Source organism: Aerococcus sanguinicola, from assembly GCF_008726925.1.
Lineage (GTDB): Bacteria > Bacillota > Bacilli > Lactobacillales > Aerococcaceae > Aerococcus.
Genome location: NZ_VYWO01000006.1, coordinates 1 through 20,483 on the forward strand (window position 1 = coordinate 1; position 20,483 = coordinate 20,483).

General features: G+C 44.7%; 17 protein-coding genes. 8 read left to right on the forward strand and 9 right to left on the reverse strand.

Annotated features, from left to right (window positions below; all coding sequences use genetic code 11):
• Positions 1-178: 178 nt before the first annotated feature.
• A complete protein-coding gene (locus tag F6I03_RS08160; protein ID WP_070431584.1) occupies positions 179-1,768 on the reverse strand; it encodes a type I restriction-modification system subunit M in 1,590 nt (529 codons plus the stop codon).
• Positions 1,769-1,949: 181 nt separating this feature from the next.
• On the opposite strand from F6I03_RS08160, the gene F6I03_RS08165 reads away from it, so the two are divergent.
• Entirely contained in the window at positions 1,950-4,637 is a 2,688-nt protein-coding gene (locus F6I03_RS08165; protein WP_070431585.1) for a LamG-like jellyroll fold domain-containing protein, read from the forward strand.
• Positions 4,638-4,807: 170 nt separating this feature from the next.
• Here F6I03_RS08165 and F6I03_RS08170 read toward each other — a convergent pair whose 3' ends face one another.
• Positions 4,808-5,296: a GNAT family N-acetyltransferase gene (locus F6I03_RS08170; RefSeq protein ID WP_070431586.1), complete on the reverse strand. Its 489-nt coding sequence runs from the start codon at positions 5,294-5,296 to the stop codon at positions 4,808-4,810.
• 127 nt (positions 5,297-5,423) lie between these two features.
• Here F6I03_RS08170 and F6I03_RS08175 point away from each other — a divergent pair, with 127 nt between their 5' ends.
• Positions 5,424-5,717: a putative quinol monooxygenase gene (locus tag F6I03_RS08175; RefSeq protein WP_070431587.1), complete on the forward strand. Its 294-nt coding sequence runs from the start codon at positions 5,424-5,426 to the stop codon at positions 5,715-5,717.
• A gap of 43 nt (positions 5,718-5,760) precedes the next feature.
• Here F6I03_RS08175 and F6I03_RS08180 read toward each other — a convergent pair whose 3' ends face one another.
• Genes F6I03_RS08180 through F6I03_RS08195 form a run of 4 tightly spaced genes read right to left on the reverse strand, consistent with a single transcriptional unit; the run spans position 5,761 to position 9,803 of the window.
• A complete protein-coding gene (locus F6I03_RS08180; RefSeq protein ID WP_070626137.1) occupies positions 5,761-6,954 on the reverse strand; it encodes a NupC/NupG family nucleoside CNT transporter in 1,194 nt (397 codons plus the stop codon).
• Positions 6,955-6,965: 11 nt separating this feature from the next.
• Positions 6,966-8,126: an iron-containing alcohol dehydrogenase gene (locus F6I03_RS08185; RefSeq protein ID WP_350225097.1), complete on the reverse strand. Its 1,161-nt coding sequence runs from the start codon at positions 8,124-8,126 to the stop codon at positions 6,966-6,968.
• A 28-nt stretch (positions 8,127-8,154) separates the two neighbouring features.
• Positions 8,155-8,850 (reverse strand): phosphoribosylanthranilate isomerase, encoded by a 696-nt coding sequence (locus F6I03_RS08190; RefSeq protein WP_070431590.1) that lies wholly within the window; start codon positions 8,848-8,850, stop codon positions 8,155-8,157.
• A 5-nt stretch (positions 8,851-8,855) separates the two neighbouring features.
• Positions 8,856-9,803, reverse strand: coding sequence for a carbohydrate kinase family protein (locus F6I03_RS08195; protein ID WP_070431591.1), 948 nt, complete (start codon positions 9,801-9,803; stop codon positions 8,856-8,858).
• Between the two features lie 136 nt (positions 9,804-9,939).
• Between F6I03_RS08195 and F6I03_RS08200 the strand changes: the two genes are divergently transcribed.
• From F6I03_RS08200 to F6I03_RS08215, 4 genes are all read left to right on the forward strand, one after another.
• Entirely contained in the window at positions 9,940-11,004 is a 1,065-nt protein-coding gene (locus F6I03_RS08200; RefSeq protein WP_070431592.1) for a PfkB family carbohydrate kinase, read from the forward strand.
• 79 nt (positions 11,005-11,083) lie between these two features.
• A complete protein-coding gene (locus F6I03_RS08205; protein ID WP_070431593.1) occupies positions 11,084-12,076 on the forward strand; it encodes a LacI family DNA-binding transcriptional regulator in 993 nt (330 codons plus the stop codon).
• Positions 12,077-12,162: 86 nt separating this feature from the next.
• Positions 12,163-13,851 (forward strand): glycoside hydrolase family 13 protein, encoded by a 1,689-nt coding sequence (locus tag F6I03_RS08210; protein ID WP_070431594.1) that lies wholly within the window; start codon positions 12,163-12,165, stop codon positions 13,849-13,851.
• A 1-nt stretch (position 13,852) separates the two neighbouring features.
• Entirely contained in the window at positions 13,853-15,268 is a 1,416-nt protein-coding gene (locus F6I03_RS08215; protein WP_070431595.1) for a PTS transporter subunit EIIC, read from the forward strand.
• A gap of 225 nt (positions 15,269-15,493) precedes the next feature.
• Here the strand turns inward: F6I03_RS08215 and F6I03_RS08220 are convergent, their stop codons facing one another.
• Positions 15,494-16,270, reverse strand: coding sequence for a (S)-acetoin forming diacetyl reductase (locus tag F6I03_RS08220; protein WP_070431596.1), 777 nt, complete (start codon positions 16,268-16,270; stop codon positions 15,494-15,496).
• 181 nt (positions 16,271-16,451) lie between these two features.
• Here F6I03_RS08220 and F6I03_RS08225 point away from each other — a divergent pair, with 181 nt between their 5' ends.
• Together F6I03_RS08225 and F6I03_RS08230 are read left to right on the forward strand one after the other, a co-directional pair.
• Positions 16,452-17,666, forward strand: a complete 1,215-nt coding sequence (locus F6I03_RS08225) for a MalY/PatB family protein (protein WP_070431597.1) — start codon at positions 16,452-16,454, stop codon at positions 17,664-17,666.
• Entirely contained in the window at positions 17,663-18,448 is a 786-nt protein-coding gene (locus tag F6I03_RS08230; protein ID WP_070431598.1) for a MetQ/NlpA family ABC transporter substrate-binding protein, read from the forward strand. Before F6I03_RS08225 ends, F6I03_RS08230 begins: the two co-directional genes overlap by 4 nt.
• Before the next feature lie 59 nt (positions 18,449-18,507).
• On the opposite strand, the gene F6I03_RS08235 is transcribed toward F6I03_RS08230, so the two are convergent.
• Positions 18,508-19,338, reverse strand: coding sequence for a MurR/RpiR family transcriptional regulator (locus F6I03_RS08235; RefSeq protein ID WP_070431599.1), 831 nt, complete (start codon positions 19,336-19,338; stop codon positions 18,508-18,510).
• 238 nt (positions 19,339-19,576) lie between these two features.
• Positions 19,577-20,476, reverse strand: coding sequence for an ROK family protein (locus F6I03_RS08240; protein ID WP_070431600.1), 900 nt, complete (start codon positions 20,474-20,476; stop codon positions 19,577-19,579).
• Positions 20,477-20,483 lie beyond the last annotated feature (7 nt).

Sequence of the window (20,483 nt, forward strand, 5' to 3'; positions counted from 1 at the left end):
GTTAAGCCTCTATGATGAAAAACATCTTTAAAATTTACTATAGGCGTACCTTTTCCAAAAAAATCTTTCCCCTTATTAATGCCATTTTTAAATTCATAGTAGTCTCCGACTTCACACTGAATCCAATCATCCGTGAATCCCTTAAACCTGAGCTCGGGTTGTTTTCTTTCTTCTGCCATTATTTAAACACATCCTTTATCGCTTGAATGAGTTCCGCAGTTTCGTCTGTCACCTGCAAGTCGTCCACCATTTCTAAGAATTCGGCTGTTGTTTGCTCCAATTCTTGGTTGATCTCCTGCATGTCCTTGCTGACTTGGACGATATCAATGGGTTCAGGTTCTTCGAAGGTATCCACATAGCGGGGAATATTAAGGTTGTAATCATTCTCTTGAATCTCTTCATAGCTCGCTTTATGGGCGTATTTGTCAACATCTTCTCGTTGGTTGTAAGTCTCAATAATCTTATCAATATGCTCTTCCGTTAAGATATTTTGTGTCTTCACCTTTTCAAACTCTTTAGACGCATCGATAAAGAAGACATCACGGCTCGTCCGGTTCTTCTTCAAGACAATAATCGTGGTTGGAATGCTGGTGTTATAGAAGAGATTTTCAGGGAGTCCAATCACCGTATCAATATAGCCATTCTCAAGCATGGCCTGACGCAACTTACCTTCAGAGGCGCCGCGGAAAAGAACCCCGTGCGGCAGAACAATGCACATGGTCCCATCGGTCCGCAAGTGGTAGAAGCCATGAAGGAGGAAGGCGAAATCTGCCCGTGACTTAGGCGGTAAGACGCCATAAGCTGCGAAGCGTGGGTCATCGAGGAAGCCCTTGTCTGCCGACCACTTCTGAGAGTAAGGGGGATTCATCAGCACCACATCGAAGTTAGTTGGTTCATCGGTTGGCCAGTCGGAATCCAGGGTGTCCCCGTTTCGTAACTTCTGATGGTCAGTTGGCACCCCGTGGAGCATCATATTCATCTTGGCCAAGTTATAAGTCGAGGTATTGATCTCTTGGCCGAAGTAGCGAATAGAGTTCTCAACATTTTCATCCGCATATTTCTTCGTATTCAAGAGGAGGGATCCCGAGCCCATTGTCGGGTCGTAAGCTGTCAATCCCAGCTTATCTTCCTTGCCCTGGATAGCAATCCGAGTCATCAGTTCCGACACTGGTTGGGGCGTGTAGAACTCGCCCGCCTTCTTCCCCGATTCAGAAGCAAACTGCCCCAGCAAGAACTCATAAGCATCCCCTAAGAGGTCCGCATTCTTGGCGAAGTTTAAGCCGGCTAACTCCTTCATCACCGCTGTAATAGTTTGATTACGTTTCTGGGGCGTTGGGCCCAAACGCCGGGACATTAGGTCCACATCTTCGAATAAGTTTTCAAAGTCAGGGTGAGAGCGTTCAATATCGCGGAAACCCTGGGCTAATTCTTCCAGCATGAAGTTATTATCATTAATCTTCTCCATGAACTTGGTGAATGTGAAGCCAGGATGAATGGTATAGGAGTAAGTATACTTCAATTCACTAAGCAAATCTTGCCCCACTTCTTCATCATAATAAGTCTCTTCATAAATTTTTTGGGCCTGGTTTAAATCCACAAAGTCTTCACCAATCAGGTCACAGGTTTTCTCTAAGAGTTGGTCAGATAGGAATTTGTAGAAGATAATTCCCAAGGTGTAGTTCTTATATTCATTGGCATCCATCTTGGACCGCAGCACATTAGCTGAGTTCCACAGGGCTTGTTGGATGGTTTTTATCTGTTCGGACATCTTGTTTTTCACTCCATATCAATAATAAAAAATGCTTTTACTTCCAATTATACTGGAAACAAGTAAAAATTTGAACTACTTACCTTTACACAAGCCACACAAGACTTTTACATATTCTAAACATGCGTTCGCTATAATTAAGGGTAAGTAGTTGACTAATGATATGGAGGGTTCGAATAGTATGAAGAAATTACCTGTAGCTAAGCATCTTTTATTCTCTTCAGCTGTGCTGTGCGCTTTTGTGAGTGCGGGGCAGGTGACGGTTGAAGCGGCGGAGACAGCGGAAGCTAAGCAGTCCCAGCCTGTGGAGGGCCTTGCGACTGATCAAGAAGCTGTCAAAGTTTCTGATCAGATTGCTCAAGAGGCGCCACTCAAGACCCAGGAGAATATCTCCTCGGCAACGGATTCTAGAGAACAGATCAATGACCAGGATCCGACCTTTGAACAGGTGGTCACTCCGGTTAAAGAGACAGAGATTCCGACCACTGTTGAAGCTGGTCAAGAGCCTGGGTCGCGCTTCTCTCTAGCGATCTTACCAGACACCCAGTTCTATTCCCGTTATGCGACAGAAGCAGAAGGTGACCAATTCAATGCAGCTTATGGCTCGGAACCTTTTGCGGCCCAGACCCAGTGGATCGCGGACCATGCGGATGACTATGGGATTGCCATGACCCTGCATGTGGGCGATGTGGTGGACCAGGCCAATAAGCCTGCCCAGTGGCAAGTGGCTAGCGAAGCCATGGAAATCCTCGAAGCCAACCAAGAGCCTTACCTGATCATTGCGGGTAACCACGATATCGGCGGCCAGCCTCTCGAGAATGGTCAGCGTCCTTATTATGGTTATTACACTGATGTCTTCCCTAGCGAGCGGGCGCAAAAGAATGCTACCTTCCAAGGTCGAGGGCCTAATGATGCCCATGAATACCATATCTTCAATGTCGATGGCCAGGACTTCTTGGTGCTCGGCCTGTCTTGGGGGGCTGAAGGCGCAGAATTAGACTGGGCGGAAGCGGTACTCAAAGAAAATCCAGAGACCCCAACGATCCTGGTCTCCCACCAATTGATCAACAATGATACGGTCACTTCCCAAGCCTTGAAGACGCCATTCGGCGAAGTCATTTGGGACCGGCTGATTGCCCCTTATGACCAAGTCTTCCTAACTTATAACGGCCACCACCATGGGGCTTCCCGGGTCAAACGGACCAATGACTTCGGTAACCCAGTCTATCAGATCCTGACCGACCAACAGATGGCTTATATGGGTGGGAATGGCTACATGGCTCTGACTGAGTTCGACCTCACCAACGGCAAGATCCACCAAACCACCTTCTCCCCTTGGGTGCCAACAAAGGACAAGGAAACCCTCAATGGCTATGACCAAGTCTTCCTGACCGATGACGGGGCCAGCTTTACTTTTGACTTCGACTTCAAGGGACGCTTCCCGAACCTGCAAGTCGGCCCTGCTGATGATCCATCTTATTCTAGCCAACTGAGAAACTACTACAGCGAAAACTACCAAGCCCCTCAACCCGTTGACCAGGAGCGTCCGACTTCAGAGGATGATTACCCTGTCGTTGAAGGGACCGTGGCCCACTGGCGGATCGCTGGTGAGGATGGCCAAGCCGTGGCAGTTGGTGAAGCCCTAGTGGATATCAGCAACCCAGCCAACAACTTCTACCGGGCTCCACTCAATGAAGGCAATCTCGAAGGGGCAGTCCTAGAAGACGTCACTTGGTCCTCCGACCACCATCCCCTCTCATCCAACGCCGGTTCCATCCGCTTTGAGAACGGGAGCCGTCCGACAGCAGACAATCCCCACCACCGGGCCAGCTACTTCCGGACCAAGGATGGGGCTCCCATCAACCTGGAAAACTTTGAGAATGGCTACACCTTTGAAACCTTTATCAAATTCGACCCTGAATATAATCCAGATGGGGTCAATGATTGGATGCAATGGCTCGTCCGCGAAGGCCAACGCCAGAATATCCCAGGTTATGTGGGCACAGAAGGTGAAGAGCCGCCATTCGCTTGGGCCTTCTCTAACCTGAGCGAAGTCCAATTCTCCTTCGTCGACCAACAGACCCCTGAAGCAACTGAAGGCTCCGCCTGGTCGGGCGAAATCGTCGACCTCAGCGATTGGTACCACCTGGCTGTCGTCAACGATCCTGAAACTAAGACCCTGACCATGTATGTCAATGGCGTGCCGGTCCTCCGCAATGCCACAGACACCGTTGGCCTCGCTGATGATAATGGCCAGCCTTGGCGTCTCGGCGGTTCCTTCTACGGCGGTCAAGGGGAGCACGGCTTCATCGGTTGGATCGGTGAAACCCGCCTCGTCGACCGTCCTCTCCAGGCTAAGGACTGGCTCACCTCTCGGGCCACTAAGGCAGACAATCAACCAACAAATACTGGAGGCACAACAGGAACTGGGACACCTTCTAAGCCAAACCATCCATCTGATAGACCCGGTCAAAGCGGAACCGTCACCCAGCCAGGTTCATCTGTCAAGCCTGTCAGCACTGGGAGCTCAGAATCCAGTCAGACATCCCAAGGTCAGACTGAAGCTAAACCAGGTCAAGACCAAAATGCTGACCAAGCTGGTGCCCAAAACTCTGGTCAGGCAAGTCAGCCAGAAAAAGGGAAAGCTAAGCCCGAGCAAGTTAAAGCAGCTACTGCTCGTCAAACTTCCAACAAGCCCACAGCCGCCAATGGCTCAAGCCAAACTAAGACTAGCTCAGGCTCCGCTCGTTCGAAGAAGGCTGCTTCTAGCCTACCTCAAACAGGAGCCAGCACTAGCTTAGGTGCTGTCAGCTTTGGCCTGAGTCTAATCGGACTAGGTGTAGCCTTAGGTTTTAGGAAACGTCAGTAAATCACGTTTGAGATAACATAATAGCTAGCAATAAGTAAGCGCCCCAGCCCACTTATCCCATGGTGAGCTGGGGCGTCTTTTAATAGAATCATTGGATCAAAGGCTTGAATCCTAAAGCCTTACAATTAGAGAATTCTGGACCTCGTGATTAACCTTCCCTTAGCTAGATATCACTCAGTTGACAAGTCTTTCACAAAAAACCGATTCATTGTCGTATGAATCAGCTGGTCAGGCTGGGGGATTTCTTTGAAGCCGTACTTCTGATAGAGGATAATGGCTGTGCTCAGATTGGAGTGGGTCTCTAAGTAAAGGCTCTGATAGCCAGCTTCTCTCGCCTTCGCGATGACGAGCTCCATCAAGCTGCGGCCCAGTCCCCCACCCTGGACTTGGGGAATGAGGTAGAGCTTCTGCAATTCCGAGCACTGTTCAAAGAGTCCACACTCCGCAAAGCCAACCCCACCTAGAACCTGGTCCCGGTCGTCCACCAGCACATAATAAGCGCGCCTGTCAGGGCTCGCCTGGTAGAAGTCACTGAGCCGGTCCAATTCCGGGTCATAGTAAACCGTCCCTGGCAGGTCTAAGCTGAAGGATTCCAGGCAGGCACGGATAATGCCAGCCAGTTGGGCATCATCTTTAGCTTGAATGGGTCTAAATTTCATCCGATCATCCCCTATCTGTTCATTAAGATTTACCCAGTATAGCACATCGACCTATAACTTGTGAGTTCAAGCTTAGAAATGCTAGAATGGAAGTAAGTGAAAAATTGAACACACAGGAGGGAATCCCATGACACTCGTTATCAATATCATCTACAGTGGCCAGGGCGACAATGCCCGAAACTTCGCCCAAGAAATGATGAACCGCGGCGTCGTCGACCGCATCCGCCAACAACCTGGCAACCTGCGTTATGACTACTTCATCCCCCTAGAAGACCCCGAGAGCATCCTCTTAATCGACACCTGGACCGACCAATCCGCACTCGACGCCCACCACAAGTCACCCATGATGGCAGAAATTGCCGAACTGCGCGATAAATACAAATTACGGATGAAGGTCACACGTTACCGGCCGGAAGAATAAAGTGTAGAAAAAGCAAGCTGCGGGAGGGCGGCTTGCTTTTTGATTAAAAGAAAAATCCGACTATTGTTGCTGTTAGTAAACCTGCCATTGTCCCCCCAAGTATGAGTTTAAGTGAAAATTTGGCGACATCTTTTGCTTTTTCACCACTAATTGCTTTAACAGCACCTGAAATAATTCCTAAGGTCCCAAAGTTAGCAAAACTAATTGTGTAAACAGAAATCATCGCAATTGATTTTTCAGAGAGTGTATCTTTTAAATTAACAATTTCTCCCATAGCAACAAACTCATTTGTAAGTAATTTAGAAGCCATTACACTTCCGATACGAACAATATCTTCTTTAGGAATCCCTATCAACCAGGCTACAGGAGCTAAAATATAACCTAATACTTGAGTAAAAGTAATACCAGTAATAAGGTCCATACTGTTATTGAGAAAAGTAATTAAAGATATAAACCCAATTACCATCGCTGCCACAATTACTGCTAAATCAAAACCAGAACTGATATATTCTCCCAACATTTCAAAGAAAGGTTGTCTCTCTTTGACTTCTTCCTCAATCTCTAACTTTTCTATACTAGCTACATCACTAGTATAAGGGTTTAGTAATCCTGCAATAATCAATCCAGAGAAAAAGTTTAGGAAAGTTGCCATAACTACATATTGTCCCTCTAACATGGTCATATAAGATGCTAACATAGATGCACTTGCTGAAGATATCACTGTCATGCACACAGTAAAAAGTTGATTCGCATTGAGGTTAGGTATTGTATCTTTAATTGTAATAAACACTTGAGGAGACCCCAGTAAAGTTGTTGCAACAGGCATATAACTTTCAAGTTCTCCCATTCCTGTGATTTTATTAATTATCCAACCAACCCATTTGATAATGAAATTTAAAATCCCTAAATAATCTAAAATTCCGATCAAAGCTGAAATAAAGACAAGGGGCATTAAGACATGTAAGAAGAAAACAGTTGCTCCTTCTGCAATTTCAATACCTCCAAATACAAAGTCTACACCCGCAGTCCCTTGACCAATTAGCCAGCTAAAGAATTCAGAAACCCCACCTAAAGCAGTCAATCCTACAGAAGTATTCAATAATAAGAAAGTTAGCACTAATTGAATGATAATCATCAAAGCAATATTCTTGTAACGTATCTCCTTACGGTTGCTACTTAATAGTAAGCCCACCCCACCAATGAAGGCGAGCCCAATCAGCCCTCTAATAATTCCCATCTATACTCCTCCTAGCCAAAACGTTCTAATAGTTGAGTTACCAATTCTGGTGTTACTTCCATCGGAGCATTCGAAGCAAAACGTTCATTTACCACTTCATCAACTAAGTCAAGGAGTTGGTCACGAGAGATACCTTGAGCATCGAATGCTGGTAGGCCAAGTTGCTCATCACGAAATTCTTTATAAGCTTGAGCTGTAATCTCACCAATTTCCATATCTGTTACGTCTGCCGGAAATTCACATCCAAGGATATTTCCGATTTCACGAACTTTCTTAGGTTCTACCTGAGCTGTAAAAAGAAGTGTTCCTGGAAGAGCGTATCCACATGCCATCCCATGCGGAATGTGTAATTTAGCGCCAACAATATGAGCCTGTGAGTGGCCTAAATGTGTACCACCATTATTAATCACCCATCCTCCGAGAGCCGCTGCAATTAGCATTCTTTCTCTTGCTTCGAGATCTTGTCCATTACGTACAGCTTTAGGCAGATATTTTACAACTAAAAACATGATTTTCTCACAAATAGCGTCAACAACAGGTGATGACAAAGTTGAGGTATATGCTTCTGCTGCGTGGGAGAACACATCAAGTCCTGTTATAATTGTCTGTCCAACTGGAAGGCTCACAACTAATTCGGGACATAGTACAGCATATTCGCTCACCGCATTATCAGCTAAAATAGCTAGTTTTTCTTCCGTTTCAGTATCTGTAATTACAGCTGCGTTAGACAATTCACTTCCAGTTCCAGACGTTGTTGGGCAACTAATCAGTCCTGGACAAAAGCTTGGAACTTGTTTATCAAAGACATAATCTCTCGCGCTACCACCATGATAGCGTACGATATTAATAGCACGAGCAGCATCAATCACACTACCGCCACCGATTGCAAGAATGGAGTCGCATTGATTTTCTTTAAAAAAATCAGCCCCTGAATCAATTAATTCAATTGGAGGATCAGGCACGATTCTGTCATAAATTGTATAATCTACGTCTTCTTTATCTAAGCGGTCTAACATATTTTGGATTGTTGCTTGGCCTAGTAAAAAGTTATCAATCACAATAAGAGGCTTCTGATAGTTCTCTTCTTTTAGTATTTCCTGAATGGTATCAGCAAAGTGATGAGTCGTTACCACTTTCACTTGTTGAACTAATTTATACTCCACTTTACACATCTCCTTTATAATATTCAGATATTGACTATTATAACCCTAACTCTTTGGATACTTCATCCGCAATGCGACAAAACTCCTGTACTTTAGGAATGTCTTTCTCGATAACTCCATCTTCATATTTATAAGAAGTCTTTGATAACGAATCTACTCCAAAAGGTCTAATTTGGCGAATGCATTCTTCCACATTATCTGGACCTAAGCCACCTGCGATAACTACAGGAATATCTACCGAATCTACAATTTCCTTATCGATATTCCAATCATGGGTTTCCCCGCTAGCACCAATCCCTGTATCTTTAGCAAGCCCCGTATCTGTTAAGAGAAAATCGCAATACTTAGCATATTCTTTAGCTCGATCAACAGCACCTGGTCCATCTACTAATACAGCTTGCATCAATTTCACTCCTGGACACTCTTCATGGAGACGATCAGCAAAAGCTTGATCTGATGTATAGTCCATACCTGCAATGTGCACGATGTCAGGGTTTAAACGTTTAATAATGAAAAACATCTCTTCTACGTCTTTATTTAGCATAATTGCAATGGACTTAACCCCACGTCTGCGACACTCTGAATAGATGCGGTCAACAACGTCAAAGGGAACCCGGTGCGCTGGAATCCCCCCCGTTTGCATTGGAACTAATCCAATATGATCCGCACCCGCATCCATACATTGAACTGCTTCATTATAATTGACGATCGAATATAATTGTTTCTTAACCATTCTATCTAATCTCCTTTGTAATTTTCTTGTGCTCTATGAACCACATTACGAATATTTAATTCTGGCGCAACCGCTTCTGGTGATTCTAGATTGATACTAGCTGCAGCTTGAGTAAATAAGCCGATTTCACTCAAGGTCAACGTATCTTTGTAAAAGAAACGAGTCCAAGCTATGGTTGCCATCGTGCAATCTCCTGCACCATTAGTGCTCACAATTCGCTTAGCTATTGGAGATACTAATTCTACCTCTTTACCATTATGACGTGATAACAAGATTCCTTTCGCACCAAGCGAAATAAATACATTGCTCACACCCTGCTTATTTAAATTGGCTGCTGCTTCAACAGCACTTGCTTCATCTGTGACCTTAATTCCAGTTAAAATCTCAATTTCATGCTCATTAGGTTTTATTGTATCTAACTTATCAATAATATTCTTAAGACGACCGACTTTGGCGACAGATACTGGGTCGACCATAATTGGCACCTTAACATGGTTCCCAATCCATTCGATAGCTTCTTCAGTCAAGTTGCAATCAAGGACTAATAGTTCTGCTTTATTCATAACTTCAAGACGTTTTTCTAAGAATTCTGGAGTGATATGCTCTAAAATTTTCATATCATTAATCCCAGTTACTAAGTCCCCTTCATTATCATTTACATACAGATAGATAGAACTTCTAGAATTCTCAACTTGTTCAGCATAGTCTAAACTAATGTTATTCTTTTCACATTCCGCCTTTGCAATCGAACCAAAATGGTCATCACCGTAAACAGTAATTAAATAGGTTGGTGTTTCAAGATTTGTTAAATTATTTGCAATGTTATGTCCTACTCCACCAACATTGATCGAAACTTCACCTATATTTGAATCTTTAGGGTGATAGATAGGGCCAGACAAACCAGCTATATCAATATTTAACCCTCCTACAACCACAACATATTTTTCGTCCATTTGAATCCGCCTTCCTTTTATTTGGTAACCCTAGTATAATTTGTAACCGCTAACAAATCAACTTTATTTTAGAAAATAAACAAGTGTTTAGATTGGGCTAGTTATGTGATAAAATAAACATGCAAGGGGTGGTTATATGACGAATCGTGAACGTGAGATTCTAAAACTTATTGAAGAAAATCCAATGATTACACAAGAAGAAATTGCAAAAAGACTATTTATTTCAAGAGCAGCTGTTGCTACTCACATTCATAATTTGGTAAACAAAGGTTATATTAGAGGAAGGGGCTATGTCCTCAATTCAAAAAGTCAAATTACTGTTATTGGTGGAATTAATATGGATATTATTGGTATCTGTAACAAGCAAATTTTAAAAAATACTTCTAATCCAGGCCATGTAGAACATTATTTGGGAGGAGTTGGCCGAAATACAGCACTTGCCCTTACTAAACTTGGTATGAGTTGTAGTTTTATTTCTGCGTATGGAGAAGATATCTATGGTGAACTCTTCCGTAACGATGCTCGAGAAAACGGCATGAATATTGAACTCTGCCAGCAATTAAAAGATTATTCCACTTCAACCTACCTGTATATCGAAGACCAAATCCAGGACTACACCTTAGGGATCGATGATATGGAAATTATCCAGACAATCTCACCACAATTTATAGAAAAATATCTCCCACGCATTAATCAATCTCAATATTGCATATTAGACAACAGTTTACGCCAAGATACTATTGAATATCTGGCAAATAGCTGTCAAATCCCTTTACTCGTTAACTCGGCATCTGTGAATAAGATGGAGCGATTGATTCATATCCTTGATCAAATTGAAGTTCTTGTTGCCCAGCCACAAGATATTTTTGAGCTATTTAATATCCTAAACTATGATGATCTAAGCTTAGAAGAATCACTAAAGATTCTTAACAAAAAAATTCCACATACTATTATTCATTCCCCAGAAAAAGGGATAATCTATAGTTCAAAAAATAAGCAAATAAAGATGCATTATGAATTTAAAACTGATTTCAATAGCAATGGAACTAGCTCGGTAATTATGGCTACAGTTAATTGGGGGCTCTTTTACAATTACCCTTGGAAAGAAATTATAAATTATACAATTAAAGCTATTCGCTCTAGTTTAGAAACTAATGAGTCAATTCATCCACTTTTTAATGAAAATGTACTATTGAAATAACTTTGATCAAAAAAATATTGACAAATTTAAATTATTGTTATACTCTATTTATGAAATCGTTACCACAAAGGAGGATGCCATGGCTACAATCAAAGACGTTGCTCGCAAGGCAGGAGTTTCAGTAACAACAGTCTCTCGTTATCTCAACCACCACCCTTACATTTCTGAAGAAAAAAAGGAAGCCATACGAGATGCTATGGAAGAATTGCATTATGTGCAGAGTTCAGTAGCCACACAATTACGCTCTAAAAAATCTAATTTCATTGGTTTAGTTGTATCTCGCTTGAGCAATCCTTTCTTTACTGAATTAGTGGATACCATTGAGCATGAGGCGCGCAAGGCTGGTTACTTTCTTATTGTGATGCAAAGCTATGATGATAAGGAAGTTGAAGCTAATATGCTTAAGCTTCTCCAGCAAGGACTCCTAGCTGGACTCATTCTATGTGCGATTGAAACGGATCTTAAAACATTGGAATCCTATAGCCAATATGGTCCTATCCTACTCTGTAACCATGAAGCCAAGGGTTCTAATCTTCCTCAAGTTTATACCAATCAAAGTACTGGAACTTATGAAGCCTTTGCCTATTTAGCCAATAAAGGCTACCGTAAGATTGCCTATTCAACTGGTGGTTCACTTGAACGTCAAGGCCATGGAGACTTAAGAACTCAAGCCTTTGAACAAGCAATTCGTGATTTTAACTTTATTGTTAAAGGGGAATGGATTTTCCCCTCAACCCATACCATAGCAGACGGTCAAGAGCTGGCATATAAGCTGCTAGAGATGCCTAATCGCCCAGAAGCTATCTTCAGCAATAGTGATGAAGTGGCTATTGGCATCCTATCGGTTTGCCAAGAACAAGGTATCGAGGTGCCTAAAGATTTAGCCATTATGGGCTTCGATAATCAGACCTACAGTGCTCTGGTCCAAACACCCTTAACAACGATTGAACAACCCATCTCCTGTTTAGGGCAGGAAGCCTTGAACAAGATGCTTGCTTTAATCGATGGAAAAGATTACCAAGTTAAGCAAGATAAACTTAAACTCCGCCTGGTTGAACGGGCATCCACTTAGAAGCTGTATAAGGCAACAAATGAACTGCATGCTAGTCATGCCTTCATTTTTCACAAATATGGTATCGTTACCACAAAGGAGGAAATATGTTGACTCAAAATTTATCTAAAGACTGGTGGAAAGAAGAAGTCGTCTATCAAATCTATCCCCAAAGTTTCAAAGACTCCAACAACGATGGAATTGGAGACTTAAATGGCATTCGTGAGAAATTACCTTATCTTAAAGACTTGGGAATTACTTGCTTATGGATTTCTCCCATATTCACTTCTCCTCTCGCCGACAACGGTTATGATATTGCGGACTATGAAGGAATTAATCCTATCTTTGGATCAATGGCAGATCTAGATAATTTGATTCAAGAAGCAAAGGACTTAGATATTAAAATTATTCTCGACCTTGTGGTTAACCATTCATCAGATGAGCATCCTTGGTTCCAGGAAGCTCTGAAGGCCCCCGAGAGTCCCTACCGTGATTTCTATATTTTCAAACAAGGTACTAATGGACAAGCCCCTAACAATTGGCGATCTATCTTTGGTGGAAGTGCTTGGGCAGCTGTTGAAGGAGAAGATAACACCTATTACCTCCATACCTTCCATAAAAAACAACCTGACCTCAATTGGGAAAACCCTGACCTTCGCCAAGCTATCTACGATATGATTAATCGTTGGCTAGATAAAGGTATCGCGGGCTTCCGCATCGATTCGATCACGTTCATCAAAAAAGATCAGGACTACCAGAGCTTGCCAGCAGATGGCGCAGATAATTTATCAAATATTAAGCACAAAACGCGCAACAGACCTGGAATTGCTGATTTCCTAAAAGAATTAAACCAGCAAACATTCCAACGTTATAATGTAATGACCGTCGGCGAAGCACCAGGAGTTCCATATGAAGATTTCGACCAATATATCGGCCCTGATGGTTATTTCAATATGATTTTTGATTTCTCTTATGCAGATATCGATGTTGAAAATGGTAGTGAATGGTTCCGACAAAGCCAATGGGATTATGACGATTATATTGCCGCAGTGAAAGCTTCTCAATACGCCTTGCAGGATGCTGGCTGGGCAGCAAATTTTATCGAAAATCATGATCAACCGCGAGCCTTATCCAAACTCATTAAAGACCCAAACTACCAAAATGAAATTGGAGCTACTGCTCTAGCTTGTTCTTATTTCTTTCTGAGAGGGACTCCCTTTATCTATCAAGGACAAGAACTTGGCCTGAGAAATGTCAGTTGGGAAAACATCGAGACTTATGACGATATTTCGAGTCATGATAATTATCAACGTGCCCTACTCGAAGGCTATCGTCCAGAAGAAGCCATTCGCTTCGTCCAGAAGCGTAGTCGAGATAATGGGCGAACGCCTTTTCCATGGGATAATAGTCAGTATGGAGGCTTCTCTGACCATGAGCCCTGGCTAGCTATGGCCGACGAATATCCAACGATCAACGCGATGCATAATCCCGTACGCGCTTTCTACCAAAAATTAATTGATTTACGCCAAGCGTCTGAATTGAAGGACTTACTCATTTACGGTGACATTGACTTTATCGATAATTTACCTAGCCAAGTTATGGCTTACCAGCGCCGACTCGATGACCAAGAAGTCAGTGTAGTCATCAACTTCAATTCGCATTCCGTTCGGATACCATCGCTCTATAATTCTTATCAGATTTTAATCAACAATTTAGATCAAAGCATTAATAAAAAGAACGATCAGCTTGAACTTGCACCTATGCAGGCTGTAGTGATACAAAAAGGAGGAAACTAGCATGACGACTAATTACCACAAAATCGGCCAATCCATCATTGACCAAGTTGATTTAGAAAATATCCAAAGCATTACGCATTGTGCTACCCGTTTGCGTTTAGAAGTTAACCAGCGCGAAGCCATTGATGATGAAGCTATCGAAGAAATTGACCAGGTAAAAGGCGTTTTCTTTAATTCCGGCCAATATCAAATCATCCTGGGAACTGGGACTGTGAACAAAGTATATGATGCAATTATTGCTGACTACCCTCAACTCAGTGATCGTGAAAGTACAGTGGATGATATGAAGGAACGTCAAGAAACAGGAATTAAACGTTTTGTCCGTAATCTCTCAGATATCTTCCTTCCTATAATTCCTGCAATTGTAGCAACAGGGCTCTTCATGGGGCTGAAGGGAGTCATCCTCAATGAAACAATACTCGCCTTCTTCGGAGTTGATGCTGGAGCCATCCCTGTGGAGCTTACCACTCTCATTTCTGTTTTAACAGATACAGTCTTCCAATTTCTGCCTGCTTTGATTACTTGGTCAGCCTTCAAGAAATTTGGTGGTACACCTATTCTAGGCTTTGTTGCAGGTCTCATACTTGTTTCTCCTATGCTACCTAATGCCTATGAAATCGCCAATATTCAAAGCGATGTTGAGCCGATGATGCTCTTTGGAAGCATCCCACTCATGGGCTATCAAGGAAGTGTCCTCGTCGCACTCGTTGTCGGCTATCTCGGAGCCCGTTTTGAAGTCTTTACACGCAAGCGGATGCCAGATGCCCTTGATTTAATGTTTACTCCCTTTGTTGTCCTTTTGCTCACTACAATCTTAGGACTTATTGTACTCGGTCCTATCCTCCACGTTATCGAGGGGTGGTTAATTGCACTTGTGGAAGGGTTAATCCATCTTCCTCTTGGCATCGGTGGATTAATCATTGGCTTTATCTACCCTCTCTCAGTGATGGTCGGTATGCACCACCTTTTCATTACGATTGAAACAACTCTATTAGCTGCAACTGGTTTTAATCCACTTATTACTGTTTGTGCCATGTATGGTTTCGCTAATGCTGCCGTTGCTTTTGCCGTAAGCCTGCGTTCTAAGAAAAAGTCCGTTAAAGTTGTGGCAACGAGCGCCGGACTAACCCAGCTTCTCGGGGTTAGTGAACCTGCCCTCTTCGGGATTACCCTCCGCTATGGTATGCGTCCGCTTGCGATTATGCTAGCTGGATCAGCCCTAGGAGGTGCAGCACTTTCTTTACTAGGTATTCAAGCCAATTCTTACGGTTTAGCTGTCATCTTGTCTCCTATGATGTATGTTTACGATAGTTACCAACTTTTCACTTATATTCTAGTTGGAATCTTAACTTTCATCCTAACCTTTATCGTAGCTTACCTCTTTGCTTTACCAAAATCTGAATTACAAAATAATTAAGAAGACAAAAATAGGCCTCCCCTCAAGTAATCAAGCACTTGAAGGGAGGCCTTTCGTATCTGTTAAAAAAACTTATTTCCGACTCTCCCAAGACAAGTCTTCTCCGTTACTGGCGATCACTTGCTGGTACCAGTCGAAGGAGTCTTTCTTCTTGCGGTCGAAAGCCCTACTTTATTATGACAAAGATTGAGATTGCGCTTCAATCTTAACTTTCGTCACACTCTCTTATTGGAACTGCATCCCGCCATCAACAATAAGCGTTTGACCGGTGATGTAGTTGGAATCAGGCCCTGCGAGGAAGGATACAGCGGCAGCCACGTCTTCGGGCTCAGACAAGCGGCCGAGGGTAATATCCTTGGCGAATTGTTGCATGCCCCAGTCATCATCCTTACCAGCGTTCTTGCCGACTTGGTGGGCGATGTCGAACATCATAGGGGTCTTCACGATCCCTGGTGCATAGCAGTTAACTGTAATGTTCTTCTCAGCCAGGTCGCGGGCAGTGGTTTGGGTAATGCCGCGGACCGCAAACTTAGTCCCTGCATAGAGGGCCAAGTTCGGATTGCCGACTACCCCTGTTTGGGAGGTTGCGTTGATGATCTTCCCGCCGTTACCGAACTTGTCGAACTGTTCAACAGCCGCTTGGGTTCCCCAATAAACGCCACCGACATTAATCTTGTAGACCTGTTCGAATTGTTCCGGCGTGATAGTTTCGATTGGTGTAGTTGGGCCAAGGCCTGCATTATTCACGATCACATCGAAACGGCCAAAAGCTTCTGCCGCTTGTTCTACAGCCGCAAAGACTTGGTCACGGTCAGAAACATCCACCTTAATGGCGATGGCCTTCTTGCCATCAGCTTCTAAAGCTTCTGCCACTTTCTTGGCTTCTGCTTCATTCAAGTCAGCTACCGCTAGCGCAAAGCCATCTTGGGACAAACGTTCAGCAATGGCCTTCCCAATCCCTTGGGCAGCACCTGTTACTAAAGCCACTTTTTCTTCTGCCATATTAAAAACTCCTTATTTTTTATTTTTACAAATAAATTATAACAAGTTCTGTAAGCGATGTCTAAAGGAAAGTCCTTGTGATCGCAAATCCCGATGAAGCCTGGTCACTTATCGGTAATGCCCGTCAGAGACGATTTCAACTATACTAGATATTAATTAATATAGAAGAGGAGTGGTTGATTTGGCTTACGATTTTGATCAAATCATTGACCGAAGAGGGACCAATGCCCTGAATACTGATGGCTTCCGCGGCTATATCTTCAATGCAGATGAATCCATGACCTTCCCCTTTGCGGATGAGGACTTTATCCGTATGTGGGTCGCCGATATGGAATTCGCTACGCCAGATTTCGTACGGGAGGCTATCAAGGACCGTCTCGACCGGCAAATTCTAGGCTACACCAAGGTCTTTAGTCCCGATTATTATGAGGCAGTTGTCTCCTGGACCGAACGACGCAACGGTTGGACCTTTCCGAGAGAAGAATTGGTCACCGCCCCCGGCATCATTCCAGCCCTCTATGAACTCGTCTCATATATCTGCCAGTCAGAAGAAGATAAGGTGCTCATCTTAACCCCTTCTTATGCCTATTTCGAGAAGGCTGTTACTGCTAACGGAAATCAATTGATCAGCTCTCAACTGATCCATAAAGACGGAAAATTCTCTATGGACTTCGATGATCTCGAAGAGAAGTTTAACCAGGAAGACATCAAACTGTGTATCTTTTGTAACCCGCACAATCCGACTGGTCGCATTTGGACAGAGGAAGAGCTCCAACGCTTTGGCCAACTGATCCAAGCGCATAAGACCTGGTTGATTTCTGATGAAATTCACTGTGATATCCGACGTCCTGGCTTAGATTACCATCCCTTCGCCAAGCTTTTGCCAGACTATGACCGCCTTGTGGTAACCTTTGCCCAGAGTAAGGCCTTCAATATGGCTGGACTCATGTTCTCCAATGTGGTCATCCGCAATCAAGAACTCCGGCAAATTTGGAAAGAAAATCACTATAACTTCGAAAATCCACTCAGTCTAGTAGGCAACCAAGCCGCTTACGAGAAGGGCGATCAGTGGTTAGACGAGATGAACGGCTATCTCGCTGATAATTTTAAATTCACCAAAGCTTTCATCGACGACTACCTGCCCCAAGCACAGTTCGAAATCCCCGCTGCAACTTATCTAGCCTGGGTCGATGTCAGTGCCTATCTGCCTGAAGGGCTGACGGACCTTCCCCTTTATTTTGCGAATGAAGCGGGCGTCCTCCTTGAAGGGGGCGACATGTTCGTCAATAATTCGGACGGCTATATCCGCCTCAACCTGGCTATGCCGCGTGCCACCCTCAAAGAAGGCCTTGAACGCATTTACCAACTCCTTGGACAGAAAGGAAGATCCGCATGAAAAATAAAAAATCCCTCTTAGTCTGCTTACTTCTCCTTCCCCTCTTCCTCTTCGCTTGTGGTCAGTCTGAAAGCAAGGGCGCAAAGACCATTACCATTGGTACCACCGCTATTTCGCAAGATGTTCTAGACAAGGCTATTGATGTCTTCAACGCGAGTCAGAGCGACTACAAGGCCGAGAAGAAGGTCTTCGATGATGCAGTTGGCCCTAATATTGGTGCCGAAGACGGTAGCCTCGATGCCACCCTCCACCAGCATGAGCCCTATCTCAACAACTTCAACAAAGAAAAGAACGGCCACCTTAAAAAAATCGGCCCGCCAATCTTTGCCTTCCAGATTGGACTCTACGCTAAGGACATCACGGATCTCAAAGATATCAAAGACGGTATGACCGTGGCCCTCTCTAACGATGTCAGTAACGGTGCTCTTGCCCTTCAACTTCTAGCTCAAGAAGGCTTGATTAAACTTGATCCAAGCAAAAGCTTACCTGCTGTTGAAGATATCACTGAGAACCCTCATAATCTCAAATTTATCGAGATGGAACGGATGCAGCTGGCCAATGCGCTCACCGACTGTGACTTAGCCCTCGTGATGTCTGATGTGATGAAAGAAGCCGGCCACAATCCAGCTAAAGCCCTCGCCTATGCCCAAGAACCCGGCATCTACCTGGTTGTTAAGGAAGAGGCGCCTTGGAATGAGGCCTTCCTCAAGGCCCTCACCAGCCAAGAAGTTAAAGATTATATTAATAATGAAACCGAACAGACTAAAAAAGCCTTGTTCTAATCTAATGCAAAAAACTATCCGCCCAGTGTAAGTCACTGGATACGGATAGTTTTTTTCTCCTACAATATCTCCCCTTCCTCAAAAACATCCATGGTCCGCTCAAAGGTCCGCTGGATATTCTCTCGGTCAATCTCAAGCAGATAGTCATAAATAATATCGCACATGATGATAATGGGGAGTTGCGGGGAAATTCGGTTGCCCGAATTCAAGTTTTTGACCGTCGCGACCCGGATGATCTCATCGAATTGATCCTTGATCGATACATCGAAATTAGCTGTCACCAAAACCGTATAAGCCCCCTGCTTAGCGGCTTGGCGCAGGCTGTTGAGGACCACCTTCTTCTGGCCTGAGATACTGAAGGCCAGCACACAACAATCCTCATCGATAACCACCTGGTGGACGCGCATAGCATCGGCATCACTCACCGTAGCGCTCACAATCCCCAGACGCAAGAGCCGGCTCGTCATCTCCTCAGCCGCTAGGGCGGAACTCCCTACCCCATAGATAATCACCCGCTTGGCCTGGTGGATGGCCTGGGCAATGCGGAGGAGCTGGTCCGAATTCGCTAGGTTATAGCTCTTATTCAGGATGGCATTGTAATCGGATAGGACCTTCTCGATGGTTTGACTGGCAGGGTCATCCTGCTTCTTGGGCAAGCCCGTCCGGTAGTCATAGAGAAACTCCCGGTAGCCCGAATAGCCCAACTTCTTCGCAAAACGCGTAAAGGTTGCGGGCGAGACATGGAGGGCCTCGCCTAGGTGTTCAATAGAATAATCCTCATCCTGGTGACTGTCCTCAATGAAGTAATCGGCCACAATCCGCTCCGTTGACGTTAAAGATTCATAAGACGTTTCAATCAAAGGCAGAATACTCTGCGAAAATTTAATCATAGCCTTCTCCCTTACCTCCTCTTAGTCGCTGTTCCATACATTCACTTCAAGCGCATCATTTCGATTCAATATCGCCACGACTGCTCATCCATCATCAGCAAGTCTTCGCTGCCTAACTCCCTGCCTGCAAGACCCTTACGCTCAATCCCCTTACTCTCTATTATAGCCAAATACTCAAAAAATTTCCCCAGCAACTTGGCGCATCATCAGCCAGTTTCTAGGGAAATTTTTATGCATTTTATTGACTCAGCCCCGGATGCTCTTGGAGGAAGTGGTAGACTGCCCCCAGTCGACCTGCTTCATTACCTAAGCTGGCTGCGACAATCCGCTCAGGCAGGAAGAAGTCGCTCTCAATCCGCTCGACCAAGGCTTGCTTAATCTTAGGGAGCAGGATCTCGGCCTGGGCCATGACACCCCCACCTAAGATAATAGCATCTGGGTTCAAGAGGTAGACCATGGGGAGCAGTCCCTGGGCCAGGGCTTCGCTGAACTGACCGATGGCCTGGTCTGCCTGGGCGTCCCCCCTCTGATAAGCCGCAAAGACATCCCGACCGGTGACCTGGTCCTGACCGGTCATCGCCGCATAGTTCCTACAAAGAGCCGTTGTCGAGGCGACATCTTGGAAGCGGTCCGCTCCAACCGGGAGATAGCCCACCTCGCCCGCACTGAATTGGCGGCCGAAGTGAATCTTGCCATCAATGAGGACCGCGCCTCCGACGCCGGTCCCGATAGTTAGGCAGACTAGACTGGCATCTGTGGCATAATTGCCCTGCCAGAACTCCCCATAAGCAGCCGCATTGACATCATTTAGAATACTGAGGGGCAAGCCGCGTTCTTCTTCAATAGCCTGCCTGAAATTCGTGCCCTGGTAGGCTGGGATAGTGTAGCCCGAATAGACAACCTTCCCCGCTCGGGAGTCAATGACGCCGGCGCTGGAGATGGCCACGCCGTCCAGGCGGCCTTCAGCGGCTTGGTAGTCAGCCACCAAGGCCAAGACCTGGTCGAGGATGCCATTGGTCTGGTCCTCGATTGAGACGGCTGTCGCTTCTTCCCTAAACTTTCCCAGGGAGTGACCCTTGGCGTCATAGAGGTCTGACTTGATGGTCGTCCCTCCAATATCAATGGCTAGAATCTTCATGGCAAGC

Excerpts from the sequence above, each read along its gene's own strand:
- F6I03_RS08240 (WP_070431600.1), bottom strand. The coding sequence starts at position 20,476 with ATGAAGATTCTAGCCATTGATATTGGAGGGACGACCATCAAGTCAGAC.
- F6I03_RS08180 (WP_070626137.1), bottom strand. The coding sequence starts at position 6,954 with ATGGGAATTATTAGAGGGCTGATTGGGCTCGCCTTCATTGGTGGGGTG.
- F6I03_RS08210 (WP_070431594.1), top strand. The coding sequence starts at position 12,163 with ATGTTGACTCAAAATTTATCTAAAGACTGGTGGAAAGAAGAAGTCGTC.
- F6I03_RS08175 (WP_070431587.1), top strand. The coding sequence starts at position 5,424 with ATGACACTCGTTATCAATATCATCTACAGTGGCCAGGGCGACAATGCC.
- F6I03_RS08230 (WP_070431598.1), top strand. The coding sequence starts at position 17,663 with ATGAAAAATAAAAAATCCCTCTTAGTCTGCTTACTTCTCCTTCCCCTC.
- F6I03_RS08170 (WP_070431586.1), bottom strand. The coding sequence starts at position 5,296 with ATGAAATTTAGACCCATTCAAGCTAAAGATGATGCCCAACTGGCTGGC.
- F6I03_RS08165 (WP_070431585.1), top strand. The coding sequence starts at position 1,950 with ATGAAGAAATTACCTGTAGCTAAGCATCTTTTATTCTCTTCAGCTGTG.
- F6I03_RS08195 (WP_070431591.1), bottom strand. The coding sequence starts at position 9,803 with ATGGACGAAAAATATGTTGTGGTTGTAGGAGGGTTAAATATTGATATA.
- F6I03_RS08185 (WP_350225097.1), bottom strand. The coding sequence starts at position 8,126 with ATGTGTAAAGTGGAGTATAAATTAGTTCAACAAGTGAAAGTGGTAACG.
- F6I03_RS08160 (WP_070431584.1), bottom strand. The coding sequence starts at position 1,768 with ATGTCCGAACAGATAAAAACCATCCAACAAGCCCTGTGGAACTCAGCT.
- F6I03_RS08220 (WP_070431596.1), bottom strand. The coding sequence starts at position 16,270 with ATGGCAGAAGAAAAAGTGGCTTTAGTAACAGGTGCTGCCCAAGGGATT.
- F6I03_RS08215 (WP_070431595.1), top strand. The coding sequence starts at position 13,853 with ATGACGACTAATTACCACAAAATCGGCCAATCCATCATTGACCAAGTT.
- F6I03_RS08235 (WP_070431599.1), bottom strand. The coding sequence starts at position 19,338 with ATGATTAAATTTTCGCAGAGTATTCTGCCTTTGATTGAAACGTCTTAT.
- F6I03_RS08190 (WP_070431590.1), bottom strand. The coding sequence starts at position 8,850 with ATGGTTAAGAAACAATTATATTCGATCGTCAATTATAATGAAGCAGTT.
- F6I03_RS08205 (WP_070431593.1), top strand. The coding sequence starts at position 11,084 with ATGGCTACAATCAAAGACGTTGCTCGCAAGGCAGGAGTTTCAGTAACA.
- F6I03_RS08200 (WP_070431592.1), top strand. The coding sequence starts at position 9,940 with ATGACGAATCGTGAACGTGAGATTCTAAAACTTATTGAAGAAAATCCA.